24 protein-coding genes are annotated in these 23,168 nt (G+C 31.4%); 8 read left to right on the top strand and 16 right to left on the bottom strand.

Annotated elements, in window-relative coordinates; all coding sequences use genetic code 11:
• Nucleotides 1-55: 55 nt before the first annotated feature.
• From ACKTTV_RS09555 to ACKTTV_RS09540, 4 genes are read right to left on the bottom strand one after another with little or no spacing between them, the layout of a single operon-like run.
• Entirely contained in the window at nt 56-1,609 is a 1,554-nt protein-coding gene (locus ACKTTV_RS09555; RefSeq protein ID WP_408030613.1) for an N-acyl-D-amino-acid deacylase family protein, read from the bottom strand.
• Nucleotides 1,599-2,765: a M14 family metallopeptidase gene (locus ACKTTV_RS09550; protein WP_408030612.1), complete on the bottom strand. Its 1,167-nt coding sequence runs from the start codon at nt 2,763-2,765 to the stop codon at nt 1,599-1,601. Before ACKTTV_RS09550 ends, ACKTTV_RS09555 begins: the two co-directional genes overlap by 11 nt.
• A gap of 9 nt (nt 2,766-2,774) precedes the next feature.
• Entirely contained in the window at nt 2,775-3,770 is a 996-nt protein-coding gene (locus ACKTTV_RS09545; RefSeq protein WP_408030611.1) for an NAD(P)H-dependent amine dehydrogenase family protein, read from the bottom strand.
• Nucleotides 3,771-3,788: 18 nt separating this feature from the next.
• The gene (locus ACKTTV_RS09540) at nt 3,789-5,021 is read right to left on the bottom strand and encodes a M14 family metallopeptidase (RefSeq protein WP_408030610.1); all 1,233 of its coding nucleotides are present in this window, start codon (nt 5,019-5,021) and stop codon (nt 3,789-3,791) included.
• 84 nt (nt 5,022-5,105) lie between these two features.
• Between ACKTTV_RS09540 and pdxR the strand changes: the two genes are divergently transcribed.
• Complete coding sequence (gene pdxR / locus ACKTTV_RS09535) at nt 5,106-6,560, top strand: MocR-like pyridoxine biosynthesis transcription factor PdxR (RefSeq protein ID WP_408030609.1); 1,455 nt, start codon at nt 5,106-5,108, stop codon at nt 6,558-6,560.
• 53 nt (nt 6,561-6,613) lie between these two features.
• On the opposite strand, the gene ACKTTV_RS09530 is transcribed toward pdxR, so the two are convergent.
• The 9 genes from ACKTTV_RS09530 to ACKTTV_RS09490 form a co-directional block, all read right to left on the bottom strand.
• Nucleotides 6,614-7,072 carry a GyrI-like domain-containing protein gene (locus ACKTTV_RS09530; protein ID WP_408030608.1) on the bottom strand — a complete coding sequence of 153 codons (459 nt, stop codon included), beginning with the start codon at nt 7,070-7,072 and terminating at the stop codon, nt 6,614-6,616.
• Between the two features lie 37 nt (nt 7,073-7,109).
• Complete coding sequence (locus tag ACKTTV_RS09525; RefSeq protein WP_408030607.1) at nt 7,110-7,829, bottom strand: helix-turn-helix transcriptional regulator; 720 nt, start codon at nt 7,827-7,829, stop codon at nt 7,110-7,112.
• 55 nt (nt 7,830-7,884) lie between these two features.
• Nucleotides 7,885-8,553, bottom strand: a complete 669-nt coding sequence (locus tag ACKTTV_RS09520) for a lysoplasmalogenase (protein WP_408030606.1) — start codon at nt 8,551-8,553, stop codon at nt 7,885-7,887.
• Between the two features lie 93 nt (nt 8,554-8,646).
• Nucleotides 8,647-9,297: a lysoplasmalogenase gene (locus tag ACKTTV_RS09515; protein ID WP_408030700.1), complete on the bottom strand. Its 651-nt coding sequence runs from the start codon at nt 9,295-9,297 to the stop codon at nt 8,647-8,649.
• 27 nt (nt 9,298-9,324) lie between these two features.
• On the bottom strand, nt 9,325-11,322 hold the full coding sequence (gene ligA / locus ACKTTV_RS09510; RefSeq protein ID WP_408030605.1) for an NAD-dependent DNA ligase LigA: 1,998 nt from the start codon (nt 11,320-11,322) through the stop codon (nt 9,325-9,327).
• Nucleotides 11,323-11,343: 21 nt separating this feature from the next.
• Nucleotides 11,344-11,916 carry a DinB family protein gene (locus tag ACKTTV_RS09505; RefSeq protein WP_408030604.1) on the bottom strand — a complete coding sequence of 191 codons (573 nt, stop codon included), beginning with the start codon at nt 11,914-11,916 and terminating at the stop codon, nt 11,344-11,346.
• A gap of 168 nt (nt 11,917-12,084) precedes the next feature.
• Nucleotides 12,085-12,459 (bottom strand): lipocalin-like domain-containing protein, encoded by a 375-nt coding sequence (locus ACKTTV_RS09500; protein WP_408030603.1) that lies wholly within the window; start codon nt 12,457-12,459, stop codon nt 12,085-12,087.
• A gap of 99 nt (nt 12,460-12,558) precedes the next feature.
• Complete coding sequence (locus ACKTTV_RS09495; RefSeq protein WP_408030602.1) at nt 12,559-14,001, bottom strand: glyceraldehyde-3-phosphate dehydrogenase; 1,443 nt, start codon at nt 13,999-14,001, stop codon at nt 12,559-12,561.
• Between the two features lie 130 nt (nt 14,002-14,131).
• Nucleotides 14,132-15,508 carry a trypsin-like peptidase domain-containing protein gene (locus ACKTTV_RS09490; protein ID WP_408030601.1) on the bottom strand — a complete coding sequence of 459 codons (1,377 nt, stop codon included), beginning with the start codon at nt 15,506-15,508 and terminating at the stop codon, nt 14,132-14,134.
• Between the two features lie 132 nt (nt 15,509-15,640).
• On the opposite strand from ACKTTV_RS09490, the gene dapF reads away from it, so the two are divergent.
• The 4 genes from dapF (at nt 15,641) to ACKTTV_RS09470 (ending at nt 18,767) form a co-directional block, all read left to right on the top strand.
• On the top strand, nt 15,641-16,417 hold the full coding sequence (dapF, locus tag ACKTTV_RS09485) for a diaminopimelate epimerase (RefSeq protein WP_408030600.1): 777 nt from the start codon (nt 15,641-15,643) through the stop codon (nt 16,415-16,417).
• Nucleotides 16,417-16,941: a GNAT family N-acetyltransferase gene (locus tag ACKTTV_RS09480; RefSeq protein ID WP_408030599.1), complete on the top strand. Its 525-nt coding sequence runs from the start codon at nt 16,417-16,419 to the stop codon at nt 16,939-16,941. The genes dapF and ACKTTV_RS09480 overlap by 1 nt, the downstream gene beginning before the upstream one ends.
• On the top strand, nt 16,934-17,962 hold the full coding sequence (gene mltG, locus ACKTTV_RS09475; RefSeq protein WP_408030598.1) for an endolytic transglycosylase MltG: 1,029 nt from the start codon (nt 16,934-16,936) through the stop codon (nt 17,960-17,962). Before ACKTTV_RS09480 ends, mltG begins: the two co-directional genes overlap by 8 nt.
• Nucleotides 17,963-18,134: 172 nt before the next feature.
• Entirely contained in the window at nt 18,135-18,767 is a 633-nt protein-coding gene (locus ACKTTV_RS09470) for a peptidoglycan-binding protein LysM (protein ID WP_408030597.1), read from the top strand.
• Between the two features lie 33 nt (nt 18,768-18,800).
• Here the strand turns inward: ACKTTV_RS09470 and ACKTTV_RS09465 are convergent, their stop codons facing one another.
• From ACKTTV_RS09465 to dnaA, 3 genes are all read right to left on the bottom strand, one after another.
• The gene (locus ACKTTV_RS09465) at nt 18,801-19,505 is read right to left on the bottom strand and encodes an SAM-dependent methyltransferase (RefSeq protein WP_408030596.1); all 705 of its coding nucleotides are present in this window, start codon (nt 19,503-19,505) and stop codon (nt 18,801-18,803) included.
• Nucleotides 19,506-19,596: 91 nt separating this feature from the next.
• Nucleotides 19,597-20,043: a low molecular weight protein-tyrosine-phosphatase gene (locus ACKTTV_RS09460; protein ID WP_408030595.1), complete on the bottom strand. Its 447-nt coding sequence runs from the start codon at nt 20,041-20,043 to the stop codon at nt 19,597-19,599.
• A gap of 78 nt (nt 20,044-20,121) precedes the next feature.
• Complete coding sequence (dnaA, locus tag ACKTTV_RS09455) at nt 20,122-21,546, bottom strand: chromosomal replication initiator protein DnaA (RefSeq protein WP_408030594.1); 1,425 nt, start codon at nt 21,544-21,546, stop codon at nt 20,122-20,124.
• A gap of 178 nt (nt 21,547-21,724) precedes the next feature.
• Here dnaA and ACKTTV_RS09450 point away from each other — a divergent pair, with 178 nt between their 5' ends.
• The 3 genes from ACKTTV_RS09450 to ACKTTV_RS09440 all read left to right on the top strand — a co-directional run bounded on the left by ACKTTV_RS09450 (nt 21,725) and on the right by ACKTTV_RS09440 (nt 23,122).
• Nucleotides 21,725-22,138 carry an acyl-CoA thioesterase gene (locus ACKTTV_RS09450; RefSeq protein WP_408030593.1) on the top strand — a complete coding sequence of 138 codons (414 nt, stop codon included), beginning with the start codon at nt 21,725-21,727 and terminating at the stop codon, nt 22,136-22,138.
• Between the two features lie 91 nt (nt 22,139-22,229).
• Nucleotides 22,230-22,802 carry a cob(I)yrinic acid a,c-diamide adenosyltransferase gene (locus ACKTTV_RS09445; protein ID WP_408030592.1) on the top strand — a complete coding sequence of 191 codons (573 nt, stop codon included), beginning with the start codon at nt 22,230-22,232 and terminating at the stop codon, nt 22,800-22,802.
• Between the two features lie 98 nt (nt 22,803-22,900).
• A complete protein-coding gene (locus ACKTTV_RS09440; protein ID WP_093668347.1) occupies nt 22,901-23,122 on the top strand; it encodes a DUF2795 domain-containing protein in 222 nt (73 codons plus the stop codon).
• Nucleotides 23,123-23,168 lie beyond the last annotated feature (46 nt).

Genomic DNA, 23,168 nt, shown 5'->3' with positions numbered 1-23,168 from the left:
GTTTGTTTAATTACTAACCATTGGTTTCTTTATAACATGAGAAACCAATGGTTTTTTATTTTTTTAAGACTTCTCCATTTAATGAATTGGTAAATTGCCCTTTGTCTACAGCGAACTTTCCGTTAATAATACTGTATTCTAAACCTTCTGATAGCTGAAACGCATCTGTAAAATCTGCTTTGTCTTTAAACGTTTCAGGATTGAAAATGATTATATCTGCAAAATTTCCTGTTTGCAAACTTCCACGATTTTTGATTTTAAAAATAGCTGCCGTTTTTGCTGTACTACTGTTAATAAATGTTGGTAAATCTACTATTTTATCCTTCACTACATATTTGTTATATTTTCTAGGAAAAGAACCATATTTCCGAGGGTGACCTGTATTTCCATCAGAACCTGTAACCACCCATTTTTGTTGCATAAAATGATGAATATCTTCAGGATTCATATTAAAAGATGCTACACGAACATACCCCGTTTTTAAAACAGAATAAACTGCTTCTTCTGGGGTTTCATTTAACATTTGAGAAATCTCTAATAAATTTTTTCCTACAAAATTTGATTCTTCTGATTTCACAATGAGTAGTTTTTCTGGGCCTCCTCGACGTGTGATATTCTTTTTGGTATCTACTAAAATTTTTGCTCTTAACTCGGAATTGTTATAACGAATCATTAACGAGTCTTTTCCTCCACTTTCTGCCCAACGTGGTGCCACTGCCGATTTCAATCCTGTTGCAGAAGCATCGTAAGGATATTGATTCGCAGTAACATCAATTCCTTCTTTTTGTGCTTTTTCAATAGCCTTTACAATATCTTTACTTTGATACCAAACATCTACTCCCAAACATTTTATATGTGAAATATGGATCGGTAGTTTTGCCTGGCGACCAATTTCAATGGCTTCTTCGATAGCAGGAATTAAACCTACTGTATATGAACTTTCATCGCGTAAATGTGTGTCGTATATTCCATCGTATTGCGCTACGGTTTTTGCTAATGCAATGACTTCTTCTGTATTAGAATAACTACCTGGAGAGTAGAACAAACCTGTTGAAATTCCAAAGGCTCCAGCCTCCATTTCTTGTTTTACAAGCTCTTGCATTTCAGTAATTTCTTCAGCGGTGGCTTTTCTGTTACTCTTTCCCATCACTTGATTTCGAATAGTACCATGCCCTACCAAAGGGACTGCATTTGTTCCAATTCCGTGAGTAGTATACAAATCGATATATTTTGAAGTTGGATAAAAACTATCACCATCATTTCCAACGATGACAGTGGTAATTCCTTGAAACAAAAAAGGTTTATTATGAGAATTCTCGGCGATGTTAAGATCTCGATCAGCATGTGTATGCGGATCAATAAACCCAGGAGAAACAATGAATCCTTTAGCATCAATTGTTTTTTCTACTTTAACATTTACTGAGTTTTCAGGTCCTATAAATACAATTTTATCGTCTTTTATAGCTATGGAATTATTGTTAGGTTTTATATCTATTCCATTGTAAACGGTTCCGTTTTTTATCAAAATATCGGCTTCAATTTTTTTCTTTGAACACGAAGAAAAAAATTGCACAATAACAAGTAATGATATATAAATTTTATAGTTCATTATTTTTTAATTTAGTGAGCATTGTTTTCATCAAATTTAGTGCATAAGCTTTTGCTCGTTCCTTTATCAACTGTCTGTCTACCTCATCTCCTTCTTCATAAGTAACAGCCTCACAACCAAAAGCATTTATAAAATAGTTATAACAGTAAGGTAATTCTTGACTTCGTCTTCTAGCTTCTACCTTAAATTTTGATTTACTCTCAATATTGTTAATCCAATCTGGAATTATCTTTTTAGTTTTTATCTCATTAATAGAATCAAGAATTAACAAATAAGGTCCATTATAAGAAGTATGAAAATCTATAGCAAATTGGATTTTCTTTCCAGTTGAAACTTTTTCTTCAACAACGTTTTTTACCATTTGTGTTTCTGGTTGTGTAAAATCCATCCAATCTCTGTTTAAATCTACTCCATTAGCATTATGTCTCCAATTTCCTAAATCAGCACCATCTGGATTCAACAATGGAAATGTATATATGTTAAAGCTATTTCTAAATTCTTTTGCTATATCGGTATCGGCAAATAACTCTTCAAAAAATGCTTTAAAACTAAAAGTTCCTCCTGGAATTTCTGGTGGGTGTTGTCGTGCTACCAATACTATAGTGTGTTGTATAGTATCACTTTCAAATACTAAACAATAATTACCTTTCTTTAAAACTGTTTTCCCTGTTACAGTTTTTTTTATTTTTGGGTGCTTTGCTATCATTTTATCTACCCATAAATAAGTATCATCTGAAGCTTCAATTTCCTGAGCTGCTACAAATAGTTTTTGGGAAGAAATATGTAGTTTTAAGTTTGCATTTCCTGACATGGTATCCATTGAAATATTTTTGGTTTCAATGCTTCTCCAATTTTTTTTATCAGTACTTAACTTCGGAATATATCGGTGTTTATACTTTCCATAATCTAATACCACATTAATTGTTTCAGGAGTACTGGAAGTAACTGAAAATGCAAAGTACGGACTCTTATTAACAGGTTCAAAAGCTGGGTTTATCAATAACCTATAACTGTTATTCTTTAAAAAAAGAACACTGTCCAATCTTCCTCCTTTAAACGAAGCATCAAATGTCACATTATTTTTTACATCATTACAAGCATAAATTAACAGAATAGTACTACTTAAAAATGCTATTCTTTTTAAAAACGATATCATAAAACCATATTAATTAATAAATCCAGGAACAGTAATAGACCTCATTGTTTGTAATCCAGCAGGAGCTTTTAAAATACTATTGATACAATTAATCGTAATAGCACAAGTCGCTATATCTCCATTAATGCCTCCATCTATTTCTGACGAAAAATTTGGTGTTCCTTTAATGGTTACCTTATCATAAGAACGAGGTTCATCAATAGCAGCTTTAAAATGCATTTTAATTTTACACACTCCATTTTTATAACCATGAGCTATTTGCTCAACGCCTCTCGCCTCTCCTTTTTTCACTTGAATTGCTTCAGAAGCGACTTCCGTATCAGCAATCACAGGTTCAAGACTTTCTGTAACTTCATCTAACGTTATCCCTATAGAACTTGCCAGTAAATAAACCGATTCCTGTAAACCTACGTGCCTTAAAGTTCCTGTAGCTTCTTTTTTTCTAAAATTCTCTATTGATAAACCCGCGCCTATTTTTTGCTGAAAAGGGATTCTTCTGGGACTTGCATTTTGAATACGCTCTACTGTTATATGCTCAATGTCTTTTGAAATAGAACTAAATACTGATGGTAAATAATCCATTAAAAAACCTGGATTTACTCCGGTTCCCAAACAGGCGATATTGTGTGTCTTGCAAATATCATCCAAACGTTTGCTTAATTCTGGTTGTAACTTCCACGGATATGATAATTCTTCACATGTAGAAATTACTGGAATTCCATATTTGGCAACTTCTTCAACTTGCGGAATTAATTTCTGTAAACTGGAAACTGTGGTAATAATAGCCACATCAGGCTTTACTTTTAAATCTTCAACAGCTTCTTTTACAGAAGAAAAAATAGTTACATCAGTCGGTAAATCTTCATCTAACTCCGATAATAACTTTCCTTTTAAGGATGGGGCAATATCGACAACTGCTAAAGTTTTAACTGTCTTTTTTTGGGCTATATACTTCCCTATTTGAACTCCTAAAGGTCCAAAACCAATTTGTAAAATATTTTTCATATTTCTTTTAAAATACTACTAGTTTGATTGTATTAAAATTTTCATCATTTCTTCGGCGGTAACTTTACCTACTAACTTTATTTTATCTCTTGGTGTAGCGTCACCTATTTCATAAGTAATACCCACCGCATTTTGTCCGTATAAAAACCACCCTTTAGAAACTGGTTTCGTACTATTTGCTGCTTTTTCATTTACCTTATAATTAGGAATATTAGCTTCTAAAGCTGTAAACCAATCTTCTATAAAATTGGGCAAAGCGGTAGTTTTTCTAATTTTATTGGTATAAAAAACATCTTCATAAGTAGAGTGAAAATCAATTCCTAACACAATTTTCGCTTTGCCTTTTTTACTTTGATTTGTAACAAATTTCACAAGCTGTTTAATTTCTGGTTGGTGATATTCTGACCAATCTCTATTGGTATCAACTCCTCCTGCATTATGACGCCAATGCCCTAAATCTACTCCATCCGGATTTACTATTGGAAAAGTTATCACTCTATAGGTATTAAAAAATTGAGATGTTAATTTATTTTCTTTTAAAAGTGTTTTTAAGAATTCTTGATAAGCAAAAAAACCTGTCACTTCTGGTGGATGCTGTCTTGTTAATAATACGACAATAGGTTTATTGGATTTTATTCCTTTGTAAATATCTAATACGGGTAAGTTACGTCCTAAAGTAGTTTTACCTATACTTTTTAAATGTACGTATGATTTATTCTTGATTAAACTTTTATACCAAAGTTCCGTGTCTTTTGAGGTTACCACTTCTTGTGCAGACACCCATGTAGTATCTTTTGATACATTTAACTTTACATAAACCGATTCTCCATTTTTATAAACATCAGAAGAATCAATAGCATGCCAGTTAATATGTTTTTCTTTAAGCTTTGGAAGATATCGATGTTTAAACTCCTTAGGGTAATCGAACTGTATATAAATTGATTTTGGGTCTTTCGACCATATTTTAAAGGAATAATACGCACTATTATTAATAGGTGTATTCTCTGGCCTAATAATAGCTTTTACAGTACTATCGTTTACCATTTCAAATCCATTTAAACGTGCAGCATCAAAATTATTAGACGCATAAACTCCAATAGCATCAATAGCATATGTCTGTTTAGTTTGTTTATAAATTTTCTTAGACGTGGTATCTACTGGAGTTTTAAATTGAACGGTTTTAACTGAAGTACAACCTATTATAAATAAAAAAAGAACTACTAATTTTATAAAGGTTAAATTGACTCTCATATATTACTTTTTATATTATTATAAATTTATAGAGTTAAACACGTATATTGTGCATACCAATTATTTATTTTAAAGAATACCAATTTGTATTTTAATGTTAAGAACTTACTACAGGAAACTAAAGAGTGGAACAATCATAAAACTCCTCTTTACAAGAGAATATATAATTCGTTTAAATATTTAATCATAAACAAGGCTATACCTAATAACACTCAACTACCGCCTACGAGAGTATTAGCTGACGATTTAGGTATATCGAGAAGTACAGTACTAAAAGCTTTTGATTTATTAAGCTTTGAAAGATTTATCATATCTAAAAAAGGAGCTGGTGTTTTTGTGAATTACAATCAAACTAAAAAACGCTTATCAGATGTGCACAGTACTATTTATAAATACCCTGCAATATCTAAAAGAGCCAATCACTTTCTAAAAAACGTATACTTAAATACAGATACATTCTCTAAAAACAATGTTGCTTTCAGACCTGGTTTACCTCCATTAGATATTTTCCCTATTCACCAATGGAAACAAATTTCAAATACATATTGGAGAGAAGCTACCCCTACAAATTTATCGTACGCTCCAACTGAAGGGCTTGATAAATTAAGAGTAAATATCATGAATTATCTTCGTATTTATAGAAATATAAATTGTGATTATCAACAAATTATTATCACTTCAGGTTCTTTGCACTCGTTATATTTAATAGGTAACAGCCTACTAAATAAAGGAGATACTATCATCATGGAAAACCCAACTTTCCCCAGAGCTTATTATCTATTCAAAAGCTTAAAAGCGAATATTATTCCTTGCGGAATAGATTCCAAAGGCATCAATATAGATTCCATGAAACATCAACAGGTTAAATTTATTTATACTACACCTTCAAATCAATATCCTTTGGGTATTAAAATGAGTAAAGACAGAAGAAAAGAATTACTTGATTGGATTTCAAAAAATAATTCCCTAATTATAGAGGATGATTACGATCATGAATTCAGTAATTGGGAACATCCAATTTCATCTCTTTTTAGTTTAGATTCTGAAAACAGAGTAATTTATACTGGTACTTTTAACAAACTGCTCCATCCTTCTTTAAGAATTGGTTATATGGTAGTTCCTAGATATTTAATTGCACCAATTAAAAGTATTTATGAACAATCCAGTAGATTTGTTTCGGTTCATTTACAGGAAAATCTCAATGAATTTATACTCAAAGATTATTTGAACAAACATATTCGAAATGTTATTATTGCATCTAAAAATCGAAAAAAAATATTTTCCAAATTAACAAGAAGTTTTTTAGACATAGATACTTCCTTTGAAGGATTGCACCTAATAGGAAAAATTAAAACAACAAATAAAAGTGATCATTTGATTCATGAAGAGCTTTTAACTAAAAATGTAGTAGCCTATCCATTAAGCAACTATTATATTACTAAAAAGAAAAAAGAAGGGCTTGTACTTGGTTATTCCTCAGTAAATGAAAAAGTAATGAGAGAAAAAATAACGATTATGTCTGAATTATTTAATCCTTAATCAGTAACCATTGGTTTCTTTTTTAAAACGAGAAACCAATGGTTTTTTATTTTCTAAGCCACAGCTATAAAAATTTCTACTTCTCCATTTGATGGATCCATTGCTTTTTCTCCATACAATTCAAAATCTGCAGTATATTCTCTTTTTAAATCCATTTGCCAAATTTCTTTCCATTTATTGATCACAACATCCTTAGTTAGATCTCCTTTTGCAATAAACTTTTTATAAGCAGAACTTTTAATGGTTATTCCTACCATTTCATCGGGTATATTATCCAAATTTTCAACTCTAAATCCCAAAACTGTGTCATATGGCTTAGTGTGATCTGATTCATAATTTGTATAAACCGCGCAAATAGTATCGTCAATTCTGTTACTGATAAGTTTTTTCATATCCTTAGACATGAATTGTCCCCAAAGCATTGGAATATCTTCTTTAGCTCTTTGATTCTCGTTAGAAGTTCGTACTGAAATTCCTACTACATAAAACTCTTCTTTTTGTATTGTTTCCATTTTTATGTTTTTAATTCAACACAAAAATATATTCAGCTTATGACAGCCCTTTGTCAAGGGTTTTTAAATATTTTTCTTTGCATATTTCAAAATATTGCTGTATAGTCATGTCATGAGGCTCAAAGGTTTCATAACTCTCAACCAGTTTAACCATACAATCTAATCTAAAGGCTCGAAATTCTCTTCTTAGTCTACAATAAGCAATCAATAGCCAATTTTCATTTGTGCTATATAAAGCAAAAGGTTCTACAATTCTTTTGGTGAATTTATTCTCGAGAGATTTATATTCTAATTCTAGTAAATTAAAATTGGTTATAGCTTTTTGAATTTGAATTAAATAATTACTCGACCGTTCTTCTGTAATATTTGCTCTGAAGGCAATTCTTTGTGACAACAAGTTTGCTTTATCTTTTTGAGAATATTTCAAAACTGCCTTAATCTTTGTAATTGCATGCATATAATTTTCGATAAGGGAAGCATCCTTATTCTTTAAAATTAACTGTTCAGCAGTAATTAATGCATTTGCTTCCTCTTCAGAAAACATAACTGGAGGTAATTGATATCCTTCAACAAGAGTATACCCTTTTCCCTCTTCAGTAGTAACAGGTACACCTGAATTTTCAAGAGTTCGAATATCTCTGTAAATTGTCCTAATACTAACCTTATGTTTATCGGCCAATTCTCTAGCAGTGACAATACGTTTCGATTGTAATTGAGTAACAATTTGAGTTAATCTCGCTATTCTCGGCTTTTCCATATTATCTTTTAATTGAATAGATTTTTAACGCCCTGTTGTTCATCTCATAGATAGATCAAGTTTGTGCTTGTTGATTTTTTGCAATCATTGCTCTACATATAAAATACTGTGCTATGATATATAAAACTATTATTAAAATACTAAATAAATGCTTCGCTACATAAAAATTATTCAATGCTATTAAACTATCTGATGCTATAAATAAAAGAGCTCCTAAAAGTAACCACAAGTTCTCCGTACTTTTCTCTTGTCTAAAGTTAAGCAAGGTTACAGCTCCAAAAGTTGCTATTGTAACTCCATAAACAATCACAGGAATAAGTAAACTTCCCAAATTATCATAGGTAATATACAGTATTCCTATAAACAACAAAACAAAAGGAATAGCGGAAGTAATTATTTTGAAGGTTAAATGTTTTTCTAAAAAACTAATGGTAATTTTTATGTATATAACATGTGCCATTAAAAAGGAAGCCAACCCAAATACAAAATAATTCTCTTTATCTAAAAGAAAAACATCACCCCAAAATGAGAAAAACAAACCACTTACAAACCAAAAGTTTGGTTTTTCAACACCTATTAAATATACAACAACCAATGTTGTCATCAATAATGGTTTGAATATAATTTCTAATACTTTGTTATTTGTAATTACAGCATATACATCTGTAATGGCAACCAATAAAAACAAGAAGGTAGCCATGGTCAATTTGGTTTGTTTCGACATTTTAAATTATAATTTTATTCTTTATTCAATTTATACTTTCAATTTACTTCTAACTCCTGATTTATGATTCTCTTTTAACAATCATTTCGACACTTACCTTCCCTTTAATATCATTGCTCTACAAATACAGTATTGAGCTACTATAAATAACGCAATAAGTAAGACATTAAAGGAATGATAAGGATCATAAAAATTATCAAATCCAACAAAAATATTCGAAAAAATAAATAAGATACTACCAAATAATAGCCATAAATTTTCTTCTTTTCTTTCTTGCAAATAATTAAGTAAAGACATTATTCCGAAAACAGCAATTACTACTCCATACAACATCACTGGAAACACCATATTACCAAGATTGTTAAATAAGAAGTACATTACTCCAAGAAACAATAGTGAAAACGGTAATGATAAAACAATAACCCTTGAAACAGAATCTTTTTTCAAAAAACCAACAATCAATTTGATATAAATAATATGAACAATAAGAAAAGCTATTAAACCGTAAATAAGGTGACTTTTTTCATAAATAAGAAATACATTTCCCCAAAATGAAAAGAAATAACTAGCTATAAACCATGAGTTCGGTTTATTAACTCCCGAAAAATAAACGATCAACAGGGTGATCATTAAAAATGGTTTAAAAACAAGTTCCAAGCTCCTATTTTCTATGATTACTGCATACACGTCAATTATACCTACTATTAGAAAAAGTAAATGGGATAATATAACTTTCGTTTGCATTCTCATTAAGAAACTATATTTAGTCCATTAATTAATCATATCAATAAAATCTTGCTCTGAAATAATGGCTATTCCTAGATCTTCTGCTTTCGCTAATTTACTAGGTCCCATCTTATCTCCTGCAACTACAAAATCAGTTTTTTTAGAAATTGAGCTACTTACTTTACCTCCATTATCTTCTATTGCCTTCTTGAGTTCGTTTCTGCTCAACTGATGAAAAACACCGGAAACGACAAATGCTTTTCCTTTTAATTTATCTGTTTGGTTTTCCATGCTTTCTGCTGAAACTTCCAATTGAATTCCATAAGATTTAAGCCTTTTCACTAACTCTATATTACCTTCATTAGATGAAAAGTCAAGAATACTTTTTGCAATTCGATCTCCAATTTCATCAACAGCTATAAGGGTTTCGAAATCAGCTTGCATCAAATTATCCATTGATTTAAAATGCTTCGCCAATTTTTTCGCCACAGTTTCACCTACAAAACGAATTCCCAATGCAAATAACACTTTTTCAAAAGGAATTTCTTTTGACTTTTTAATTCCGTCAATCATATTTTGAGCGGACTTCTCAGCCATTCTTTCCAATGGAATCACTTGCTCCTTTGTTAATTCGTACAAATCAGCATAATTTTTAATAAGTCCCTCTTTTCTCAGTAAATCAACAGTCTCGCCTCCTAAACCGTCAATATCCATAGCTTTACGAGAAATAAAATGTTGAATTCTACCAGTTATTTGAGGAGCACATCCGAATTCATTTGGACAATAGTGCTTTGCATCTCCTTCGGTTCTTATTAATTCTGTATCACATTCTGGACAGTGTGTTGCATATACTGTCGCCACAGAATTTTCAGGTCTTTTACTTAAATCAACTTTAATGATTTTTGGAATAATCTCTCCTCCTTTTTCAACAAAAACAGTATCACCTAATCGAATATCTAGTTTTTCTATCTGATCTGCGTTATGTAATGAAGCACGCTTTACAACTGTTCCAGCTAAATGCACTGGCTCTAAATTGGCAACCGGAGTAATGGCACCTGTTCTACCAACTTGATATGTAATTTCATTTAAAACAGTTGTTACTTGTTCAGCTTTAAACTTATAAGCAATTGCCCATCTAGGAGATTTGGAAGTATAACCTAACTCTTCTTGCTGCAACAGGTTATTTACCTTAACAACAACACCATCAGTTTCATAAGGCAAGTCATGGCGTTTTTCATCCCATGAATTAACAAACTCTAAAACTTCATCAATATTTTTTGCTAATATAATTGTTTGAGGCACCTTAAATCCTGAATTTCTGGCTGCCTCTAAACTCTCATAATGTGTTTCATATTTTCTTTCGTTTGTTACTACCTGATACAACAAACAATCTAATGGTCTTTTAGCAACTTCTGAACTATCTTGTAATTTTAAACTCCCGCTAGCCGTATTTCTGGGGTTTCGATACGCTTCTTCTCCATTCGCAACTCTTTCTTCATTCATTCTGTTAAAACCATCTAATGGTAAAATAATCTCTCCTCTCATTTCAAAATCCAAAAGAAAGTCCTTTTTTGGAATCAAAGGAATTGACTTAATTGTCTTAACATTCGTTGTTACATCATCACCTTGAAATCCATCACCTCGCGTAACTGCCCTTAAAAATTTCCCATTTTCAAATGTTAAATTAATAGAGGCTCCGTCGTATTTTAACTCACAAGTATATTCTATTTCAGTTGTACCTAAATTCTTCTGCAAACGTTTCTCCCAATCCAGTAAATCCTCCTTTGAATACGAATTATCAAGAGAGTACATTCTGTTTTTGTGTGTTATGGTATCAAAGTTTTTTGTAATACCTCCACCTACACGTTGTGTTGGGGAGTTTGCGTCGAAAAACTCTGGGTGTTCTTTCTCTAACTTTTCTAGCTCTTTTAATTTAATATCGAATTCATAATCAGTAATCGTGGCATTATCCAATACATAATAATTATAGTTATGCTCACGTAATTCTTCTCTAAGTGCTTCTATCTTATCCTTAATTGTCATCGAAAAATATAACTGTTTTATTTACTTTTTCACTTTTCCTGTTAATAAACTAACCCCTTTAGGAAAAGGGTTTCCTGAAGATCTTCTGAACGATACTATTTGACCAACATGCCATAGAGCATCCGCAATAGGTCCGTTTAATTGATTCCAAAATGGAAATTCAGCAACACCATCACGTCTGGCTATTTTCATTACAAATTTTGATAAATCGTCAGATTCCTTTAAAATATCACTAGCTTTTTTGAAATTTTCAAGTGTTTCTTTGCGTAGTTCATTAAATGAAAGATGATCACTCTTTTTAAAAACAACCTCTTTCCCTTCTAACGCACTCAATGTCATAATAGACAACCCTAAAATATGATCTAAAGTTTCACGAACGGTTCTTGCTTCTTCATTTGGTTTATATTGTAAATCTTTTTCTCTCAACCCTTCAGTTCCCCAATAATAACGAAATCCTAAACCATCTAACATTCTGGCTGCTACTGTACCTTCGGTATATTTTTTTGGAGCCTCTGGTATTTCATAATACGGTAATTCTTGTGCGTTTATTTTCCCCATGACAAATAACATTACAAAACTTAATACAATTCTCATATAAATCTAATTATCTATAATACTAAAAATGAACTACTAGCTAAAACATGTTTTACCACAGTTCTACTGGCTAAGTTAAGGAAAACTTCTTTACATTTTAACAGTTAAATTGAGTACAAAAAAAACCGAGGTATTTACCTCGGTTTTTGATGTATAAAAAATTATTTTTTATCTTTTTAGAGTCATCGTATATACGATATCTTGATCTGTAGTTGAAAACAACAATTCCTTTTCTGTTAACTTTAATATTTTAAAGTTATCTACTGCTCCTTGGTTTTCAAATTTTAATAATTTTTCGTTGTTCTCCAAGGTCCATTGACCTAGCTTTTGGTTTTTTCTCATCATCATTTTATAACTTCCATTTTCCTGAAAAACTAACCAACTGTTTTTACAGTCAGAAAAATCTTCTTTTTCTTCACCAATTTTTAAGGATTCAATTTTCCATTTTCCAGAAGTTAGAAACGATTGATCAGAACTATCCTGAGCGTAAGAAGCCATGGTAATACCAATAGCCAGAACAAAAAATGCCAAAGCTTTTTTCATGTTATTTCGGGGATTTATATAAGGTTAATATACCAAATATAAAAAAAAACCGAAACATTTCCATGTTTCGGTTTAATTATGTAAAGATTTAATCTTGTCTTAATAGTAAGTATATCTACGTACTTTTGCTATGTGTTTTGCTAAACGCATTACTTGATGCGAGTAACCATACTCATTATCATACCATACATAAATTACTATTGTATCACCTTCTGCAATAGTGGCTTTACTATCAAAAATTGAAGGTGCTGTTGTTCCTATAATATCAGAAGAAACCAATTCATTACTCAAAGAATATTGAATTTGTTCAACTAAATCACCCTCCAAAGCGTATTGCTTCATAATAGCATTTACCGAATCAACTGTGGCATTAGAATTTAACTGTAAGTTTAAAATAGCCAAAGATCCATTTGGCACTGGTACACGAATTGCACTTGAAGTTAACTTACCCTCTAAAGCTGGTAACGCCTTTGAAACTGCTTTTCCAGCACCAGTTTCTGTAATTACCATATTCAATCCAGCTGCTCTACCTCTTCTGTATTTACTATGCATATTATCTACCAAATTTTGATCATTAGTATATGCATGAATTGTTTCTAAGTGTCCTTTTTTAATTCCAAAATTATCTTCGATAACTTTTAACACAGGAGTAATAGCATTCGTTGTACATGAAGCTGCTGAGAAAATATCGATATTATCAGGATTATTCTCTAAGTGATTAACACCGTGAACAATATTAGGAATACCTTTTCCTGGAGCAGTCAATAACACTTTACTTGCTCCATTTGAAGCTAATAAACGACTTAAAGCCTCTTTATCTCTAAATGCTCCTGTATTGTCAATTACTAAAGCATCATTAATTCCATATTCAGTATAGTCTATATCTTCTGGTTGACTTGCAGAAATCATCTGAACCGTAGTTCCATTAATAATTAACGCGCTATTTTCAGCATCTACCTGAACAGTTCCTAAAAAGTCACCATGAACAGAGTCAACACTTAACAAAGAAGCTCTTTTTTCTAATACAGATTGATCGATTTTACCACGAGTTACAATAGCACGTAAACGTAATTGAGAACCTTTCCCCATTTTGCTACTTAACTCACGAGCTAATAAACGTCCAATACGTCCAAAACCGTATAAAACCACATCTTTTGGTTGAAAAGGAGCAGCCTCAGTAGCATCTTTTAATTGATTTTTTACAAACTCAACTTTATCTAAGTCTGAATTATCTGTTAAATGATACTCGTAAGCTAATTTTCCTATATCTAACTTAGAAGCAGGCAATTCAATTGACTGTATTGCTCTAGCTATTTCAAGAGCATCTATTATAGAAATTGGTTTAGCAACAAACTCTTTTGCATAATTGATTAAGTTAAGAACTTCACTAGCTCTTTTATCAACTAAAGGATTTCGAAATAAAACTAATTCTATCGATTTATCATACCATAAATCATTTACAATATTGATAAATTCAACAGTAGCTCTTCTTACCTGAGCTTGATTGGCTACTTCACTTTCGTAATTTATTATTGTTGACATAGTTGTGTGTTAACTAATTTTAAAAAATTTGTGCAAAAGTACATATTTCAATCGATTTCGTAAATTTTTTGAAATAAAAAAATCCTGTCTTTTTTAGGACAGGATTTTTTTTTATTTTATAGGCTTCATATTAGTACCTAAATCTTTCAATTTCACCATCAGGATTTATCATTTCTAAAACAAATCTTGCATTTTGGTTCTTATCTAAAATCTCAACAGCTTCCGAGGCTGAATTTATATTCTTACCATTTATTTTTGTCAAAATATACCCTTTACCAACCTTATATTCTAAAAATGCTCGATTTTGAGTAATTTCTATTTTAGCACCTCCACTTAAACCATATTTTTCCTTATCCGCCTTGGTTAAGTCTTTAAACTGTGTGCCTAAATATTGAGAAATGTAAGATGTTCTTTTGCTTAATTTTATAGTTTTTGTCAAACTCTCTCCATCACGATCAACGGTTACATCAACAAGGTCACCAGGTCTTTTTGCAGTTAATTGACCTTTTAAATCAGAAAACTTAGAAATTTTCACATTATTCACTTTTGTAATAACATCTCCTTCTTTTAAACCTGCCTTTAAAGCTTCACTTTTCTCATCAATTGTCCCTATTTTAACACCATCTATTTCTTTATCTACTGGGTCTATTGAAATTCCTAAAATAGCTTCTTGAACAGAACCGAACTCTAACAAATCATCGATAATTTTCTTAGCAATATTTGAAGGTACGGCAAATGAATACCCAATAAATGAACCTGTTCTTGATGTAATAGCTGTGTTAATCCCTATCAACTCACCTCTTGTATTCACCAAGGCTCCACCACTATTCCCCGGGTTTACAGCAGCATCGGTTTGAATAAATGATTCAGTATTATTATTTCCATCTAAATCACGCCCTTTTGCACTAACAATCCCTGCCGTAACTGTAGAAGTCAAGTTGTAAGGGTTTCCAACCGCTAACACCCACTCACCAATCTTTACAAAATCTGAATTTGCAAACGGTAGATACGGTAAATCTTCGTCTGTTTCAACTTTTAAGAGAGCTATATCATTACTCTTTGAGGTTCCTATTAATTCAGCTTTTAATTTCTTACTATTATTTAGAGTTATTTCAATTTCTGAAGCTCCTTCAATAACATGGTTGTTTGTTACGATATATCCGTCAGGGGAAATAATAACACCACTTCCCGTTCCTACTTGTTCATATTTTCTACCACCTTTACCTCTTCCAAATAAATACTCAGCCCAAGGGTTCTGTTGTGTCCGAATAGCCGTGTTTTTTACGTGCACTACTGCATTTACAGTACTTTCTGCTGCTTCAGTAAAATTTGTTGGTACTGAAGAATTAGTTAAAGTTGGGGCTACATAATTCGCTTTTACTGTTTGTAAAGCTGGTGTTCCCTCTTGAACAATCACTTGAGGCTGTTCCACAAATACTTTGTAGCCAGTAAGCGACGCCGCGCCCCCAATAAACGCTACTACTAAAATTCCTAAAATTTTCTTCATATGCTTACAATAATTTAGTTACTCAAATATACAATTTTAACATTTTAACAAAATCTGTTTAACTTCTTTTTAACGATTTTTAACCGCTGTTTAACAGTGATGAATCAATACCTAAATACGTATCTTTGCCTTATGAATTTGACATTTTATAAATACCAAGGTACAGGTAACGATTTTGTAATTATTGATAATAGATCAAATATCTTTCCAAAAGATAACGCTGACATTATTTCATCATTGTGTAATCGCTATTTCGGTATTGGTGCTGATGGACTTATCTTATTAGAAAACGATAACGATACCGATTTTAGAATGGTATATTATAATGCCGATGGTAACGAAAGTACTATGTGTGGAAATGGAGGAAGATGTATTGTTGCCTTTGCCCATAAATTAGAGTTGTTTGAAAAAAACACTTCTTTTATTGCTATTGATGGTTTACATCATGCTTCTATTGAAAATGGAATAGTTTCTTTGCAAATGATAGATGTTAATGAAGTTTCTATATATGATACCTATTGTTTTGCTAACACTGGTTCTCCACACCATGTTGAATTAGTCGAAAATTTAGATTCTTACGATGTTTTCACCGAAGGAAGAGATATTAGAAATAATGTTTATGGTAAAGAAGGAAGTAATGTAAACTTTGTAGAACCTTTAAATGATTCTACTTTTAAGGTAAGGACTTATGAAAGAGGTGTTGAAGATGAAACATTAGCTTGCGGTACTGGTGTTACAGCGGTTGCTCTTGCTATGCATGCTTCTGGAAAAACAAATAACTCTGCAATTACATTACCAGTAAAAGGAGGTGAACTTTCCGTTTCTTTTGAAAAAAATAATAATGGTTATACCAACATTTTTTTAATTGGACCTGCTACCTTTGTTTTTAAAGGAGAAATAACTATTTAATGCAAACGCTAAGAGGAAAACATATTAACTTAAGAGCTTTAGAACCTGAAGATTTATCATTTTTATTCAATATTGAAAACAATGAACAATTCTGGGGAATAAGTCATACACAAACTCCTTTTTCACGTTTTCTCTTGAAACAATATCTAGAAAATTCTCATTTGGATATTTATGAAGCAAAACAGTTACGCTTAATAATTGAGCTTGCTAATAGTGAACAACCTATCGGTATGGTTGACCTGTTTGATTTCAATCCTCAACATAAACGTGCTGGTATTGGTATTCTTATTCATCCAAACTATCAAAAAAATGGTTATGCAAATGAAGCTTTGGATCATTTAATAGAGTATTGCTTCAAACATCTCAATTTACATCAACTTTATGCTAATATTACTTCCGATAATTTAAATAGCTTACATTTGTTTCGTGGTAAACACTTTATAGAAGTGGGAACCAAAAAAGATTGGATTTATAATCAAGGAAAATTTAAAGACGAAATTTTATTTCAACTAATCAATGAGTAAAAAAATTATTTTAGGAATTATAGCTATTGTTTTAGCAATAGCTGTAATTGCAGGGTTTAGCTTCTACAACAAAATTTTTGGAAACGCAGTTACTAAAAACGGTATTCTATTCATTAAATCTACAGATGAATTAACAGATGTTAAAACAAAGCTAGCACAATTCATTGATACTCCTTCCAATTTTGAATGGATTGCTAAAAAGAAAAATTATGTAAATCCAAAAGGAGGTCGTTATGAATTAATAGAAGGCATGAGTCTAAATGATCTTATCAATCTTTTAAGAAGTGGTAAGCAAACACCAATTAAACTTTCTTTTAATAACCAAGACACTTTAGAAAAACTTGCTGGTAGAATATCTAAACAAATTGAGGCTGATTCTATTTCTTTATTACAAGTAATGAAAGACCCGAAATTTTTAGAGACTAATGGTTTTAATGAAAAATCAGCTTTAGGAATGTATGTTCCCAACAGTTATGAACTCTATTGGAATACATCAGCTGAAAAATTCAGAAATCGCATGTTAAAAGAATACAAGCGCTTTTGGAATGAGAAAAGAGTTGCTAAAGCTAAAAAATTGAATTTGTCTAAATCTGAAGTTCTCGCATTAGCTTCCATTGTTCAAAAAGAAACCGCTCAAAAAAGCGAGCGCCCAATTGTTGCCGGGTTATATTTAAATCGTTTAAAAAGTAATTGGCCCCTTCAAGCCGATCCTACTATTATTTATTGTTTAAAACAACTTAATGGTCAAGATTTTGTTGTCAAAAGAGTTCTGAATAAAGATCTTGTTATTGACTCTCCCTACAATACATATAAAAATACAGGTTTACCTCCCACTCTAATATCAATGCCGGATATTTCTGCTATTGATGCTGTGCTGAATTATAAAAAACACAACTATTATTATATGTGCGCTAGCATAGAAAAGATTGGTTTTCATGAGTTTGCAAATTCTCTTGCTCAACATAACAGAAATGCTGCCAAATACCAAAAATGGATCAGTCAAAGAGGTATAAATCGATAATTTTAACAATATTTTATTCTCAAAAAAACAGATATTAAATTAAATATCTGAGACTAAACTAATCCTAAAACCTCAAAATAAACAAAATAACCACGTTTTTATGAGAATCTTATACACACCTAAAAAAACGTAATCAACTGGTTATTAGATATATTGCAATTTTGTTGTATCTTTGCCCGCGCTAAACAGAAAGTATTTAATTATCAAACATTTAGTAATTGTTTTTTTAGGATTTTTTATACTGACAAGTTTCACAAAAAATCCAACAAAGGGGAAAAAAGGGGAAAGTACTACAATTACAATAACACCTATTTCAGAGGTTGTTTTCAAAGAGGAATTTAACTTTCCATTTTTACAAAAGGATTTTATTGGTTTTAGAGAAGCTCTTGCTTTTAAAGAATCACAAGGAAGGTATACCATAGTAAATAAACTTGGTTATTTGGGGAAATATCAGTTTGGGAAGTCTACATTAAAAAGATTTAGAATATACAATACTTCGAATTTCCTTAAGAATCCAGAATTGCAGGAAAAAACGTTTACAGCACTATGTAAGGTTAACAAATGGATTTTACGTAGAGATATAAAACGTTTTGTTGGAAAAAAAATAAATGGTATTAAAATTACCGAATCAGGTATTTTGGCTGCAGCACATTTGAGTGGAGCAGGAAATGTAAAAAAGTATTTGCGTTCATATGGTAAGTTTACATTTAATGATGCCTTTGGAACATCGATACAACATTACCTTAAAAAGTTTAAAGGATACGATGTATCAAATATTGTTGCAGACAAACATGCAACTGTATAATAAATAAAATATAGAAGTCGATTTATTTAATCGCTATCTGTGAATAATAAAAATTGCAGGGCGTTTATGCAAATCGGCTTTTTCATTCTTCCATTGCTTTACCGTAAAGGTCTTAATATATTCGGTAGGTAATGTAATATCACAAGCAACACAAAGCCTTGTTTGAGGAGAAAGCGTAGCGCATAAATCCGCTAGCATTTTCTCATTTCTATATGGAGTTTCAATAAAAATCTGTGATTGATCTCTATCCTTAGAAATTCTTTCCAAATCTTTAATAGTTCTTTTCCTATCTGACTTATCGATTGGTAAATATCCGTTAAAAGCAAAGCTTTGTCCATTCATTCCTGAAGCCATAATAGCAAGTAAAATAGAAGAAGGTCCGACCAATGGAACAACCTGAACTCCTTTTTCATGAGCTAATTTAGCAATTGTTGCACCTGGATCAGCAACCGCAGGTACTCCTGCTTCAGAAAGTAATCCTACAGAAACACCTTCCTCACAAACGTTCAAATAATTTTGTATTTCCATTTCATCGGAATACTTATCTAGCAACATTAATTGAAGTGAGCCTTGCGATTTTGCTGGTGTTATTTTCTTGATAAATCTTCTTGCTGATTTTTCATTCTCAACAATGAAGTGATCCAATTGTTCAACTACCTTTTTTACAGATATAGGCATTACCTCCAAAGGTTCTGTATCTCCTAATGTTGTTGGTATTAAATATAACTTGCCTTTCATCTGTTTATTTTTTGTGTTTTATAGATAAGATCTCATCCGCCAATAATCATTTCCATGGTATCATGGATTTGTTATGGCTTATTTTATGGAATTAAATTTTAGAAGCAACAATATCACAAGCTTCATCGAGCATACTATAAACATTTTCAAAACCTTGGTCTCCTCCATAGTAAGGATCAGGAACGTTTAATGTTTCATTAGAAGATACTTCTTGTAATATTAATTTTACTTTTTCGGCATCTTCATCATTTCGAGCTAAAGAAACAATATTGCGATAATTACTTTCATCCATTGCATATATAGTATCAAAATTATCAAAATCTGCAACAGAAAATTTTCTCGATCTTTGATCTGTAATATCGATACCGTATTTCTTTGCAACTGCAATAGATCTTTTATCTGGTAATTCTCCAACATGATAACCAGCAGTTCCTGCCGAATCAACAAATACACTTTCAGAAGATACTTTAGATTTTAAAATACCTTCGGCTAATGGAGATCGACAAATATTCCCCAAGCAAACCATAAGTATTTTCATCTGTTTGTTTTTAAACGTTTTTTAAAAGCTAAAGGCTACCAAAATTCTTGCATTCCAAATTCTTGACAGCCTATTAAATTATAAAGTTAACTTTTTCGTCAAGTCTTCTACATACTTTTTAAACTGCTTATCTGTTTCTGTAAGGTTATCAACAGTTTTACAAGCATGCAATACAGTAGCATGATCACGTTGACCAATTTGACTTCCAATACTGGCTAAAGACGATTTTGTCATTCTTTTGGCAAAATACATAGCTAACTGACGTGCCTGAACAATATGTCTTTTTCTAGTCTTCGATTGAAGTGTGGCAACATCCATATCAAAATACTTAGAAACAACTTTCTGTATATAATCTATAGATAACTCCTTCTTGGTATTTTTAACAAATTTATCTACGATTTGTTTAGCAAGCTCAATAGTAAACTCTTTTCTATTAAATGAAGCTTGAGCTATCATTGAAATAATTACACCTTCTAACTCTCTAACATTCGATTTAATATTCTTTGCGATATACTCTACAATTTCCTCAGGCATTTCAACACCATCTCTGTAAAGTTTATTTTGAAGAATTGAAATTCTTGTTTCATAATCAGGTGACTGTAATTCTGCTGACAATCCCCATTTGAAACGAGATAATAAGCGTTGCTCAATATCCTGCATATCTACAGGAGCCTTATCAGAAGTTAAAATTACTTGTTTACCATTTTGATGTAAATGATTAAATATATGGAAAAACACATCCTGAGTTCCAGCTTTACCAGATAAGAACTGAACATCATCAATTATTAAAACGTCAATCATTTGATAGAAATGAATAAAATCATTTCTAGTATTTGATTTTACTGAATCAATAAATTGTTGTGTAAACTTTTCAGAAGATATATATAAAACCGTTTTATCTGGGTATTTATCCTTTATTTCAACACCAATTGCATGAGCCAAATGGGTTTTACCTAAACCAACACCACCATATATCAATAACGGATTAAATGATGTTCCTCCAGGTTTATTTGCAACTGCCATTCCAGCAGATCTAGCCAACCTGTTTGAATCTCCTTCAACAAAATTAACAAAATTGTAATTTGGGTTTAACTGAGATTCTATTTTTACCTTTTGCAATCCAGGAATTACAAAAGGGTTTTTAAGTTCTCTTTTTGACTCAATAGGTACTGTTACCTTTTGAGGTTTGATTGGATTTCTGTTAGAACTAGGTATTTTTACCGTTTGTGGATTATTACTGCTATAAGTATTCTCCATACGAACGTCATATACCAACTTTGCTTCGTTTCCTAACTGTCTTACCAAGGCAACTCTTAACAATTTAATATAATGTTCTTCCAGCCACTCATAAAAGAATTTGCTTGGAACTTGAATAGTTAAAGCTTCCCCAGATAACTTTACCGGCTTAATCGGTTCAAACCAAGTTTTATATGCTTGTGGTTTGATATTGTCCTTGATAAAAGACAAGCATTCCATCCAAACTGAATCAGCTGTTTTAGTCATATTGGTGAAAAAAGGATTAAATTTTTTGTTAAATTTATTCAGATTATAGGGGACTCTAAAATCACATATTCGGAGGAACAAAAGTGTGAATAAATTTCAGTAAAAAAAAACCAAATCGCTATTGATTATTATTTTTTTTTTACGTATCGTTAATCTTAGATTTATAAAATAAAACACTTTGTATAAAAATACAACATCAGTAAGAATAAGATACAGCGAAACAGATCAAATGGGAGTTGTTCATCATGCTAACTATGCTCACTTTTGTGAAATAGGTAGAACAGAATGGTTACGCGATTTAGGAACAAGTTATAAACACCTTGAAGAAAGTGGTGTTATGCTTCCTGTAATATCATTAACCTGTAATTTTAAAAAATCAGCTTATTACGACCAAGTAATTACCATTCATACTTATTTGAAAAAAACGCCTTCTGTTAAGATTGAGTTCGACTATGAAATTATGAATGAAAACAAGGAACTTTTATGCACAGGGAACACTATCTTAGCATTTGTAAATGCAACAACAATGAGACCTACTCGTTGTCCCGAGCATATTCTAAACAAAATAGAAAAAAATACAACAACTTCATAAAAATAATATTAACTTAATTAAAGATGTAACATATTAACATATATTCATATCTTAATGTTATTTTTATTTAAAATAGATTATCAAACTAACAATGAAAATTTATACAAAAACTGGAGACAAAGGTACTACAGCTCTATTTGGAGGAACTCGCGTTCCAAAACATCACCTTCGTATAGAAAGTTATGGTACTGTTGATGAATTAAATTCGTATATAGGTCTTATTAAAGACCAACAAATGAATAATACCGTTAAGGAAGATCTTGTAAAAATTCAAAGTGACCTATTTACACTTGGAGCTATGCTTGCGACTCCTCCTGAAAAAGAAACATTAAAAAACGGAAAAGAAAGATTAAACATCCCTAAAATAAATGAATCTTCTATTGAGTTTCTTGAAAACAAAATGGATGAAATGAATGAGGAGCTCCCTCCTATGACTCATTTCATTCTTCCTGGAGGTCATCAAACAGTGTCATTCTGTCATATTGCACGCTGTGTTTGTAGACGTTCTGAACGTTTAACGGTAGCTTTAAGTGAAGAAGAAGTCATTCATGACACCATATTAATGTATTTAAACCGACTTTCTGACTACCTTTTTGTGTTGGCACGAAAGTTGACTAAAGATCTACAAGCTGAGGAAATTAAATGGGTTCCTGAGAAGCTGTAGTGAAGTTCTTTTATTTATAACCACAGATTTTTCAAAAAAAACTTGACTTTTTAGAAAAAAAAATTATTTTTGCGGAAATCAAAAAAACCGATAAAGAAATGTATTGGACACTTGAATTAGCATCGTATTTAGCAGATGCGCCTTGGCCGGCGACAAAAGACGAATTAATTGATTATGCAATTCGTACAGGAGCGCCTTTGGAAGTTGTAGAAAACTTACAAGATATTGAAGATGAAGGTGAAGCTTATGATTCTATTGTAGAAATATGGCCAGATTACCCTTCCGAAGAAGATTATCTTTGGAACGAAGATGAATATTAAAAAAACAACATAGAAAAGTCTCATTACAGAGGCTTTTTTTTTGCTT

It is taken from the genome of Tenacibaculum xiamenense (assembly GCF_964513065.1).
Classification (GTDB): Bacteria; Bacteroidota; Bacteroidia; order Flavobacteriales; family Flavobacteriaceae; genus Polaribacter; species Polaribacter xiamenense.
The sequence above is the reverse complement of the archived record's forward strand: the minus strand, read 5'-3'. Positions and strand labels throughout refer to the sequence as shown.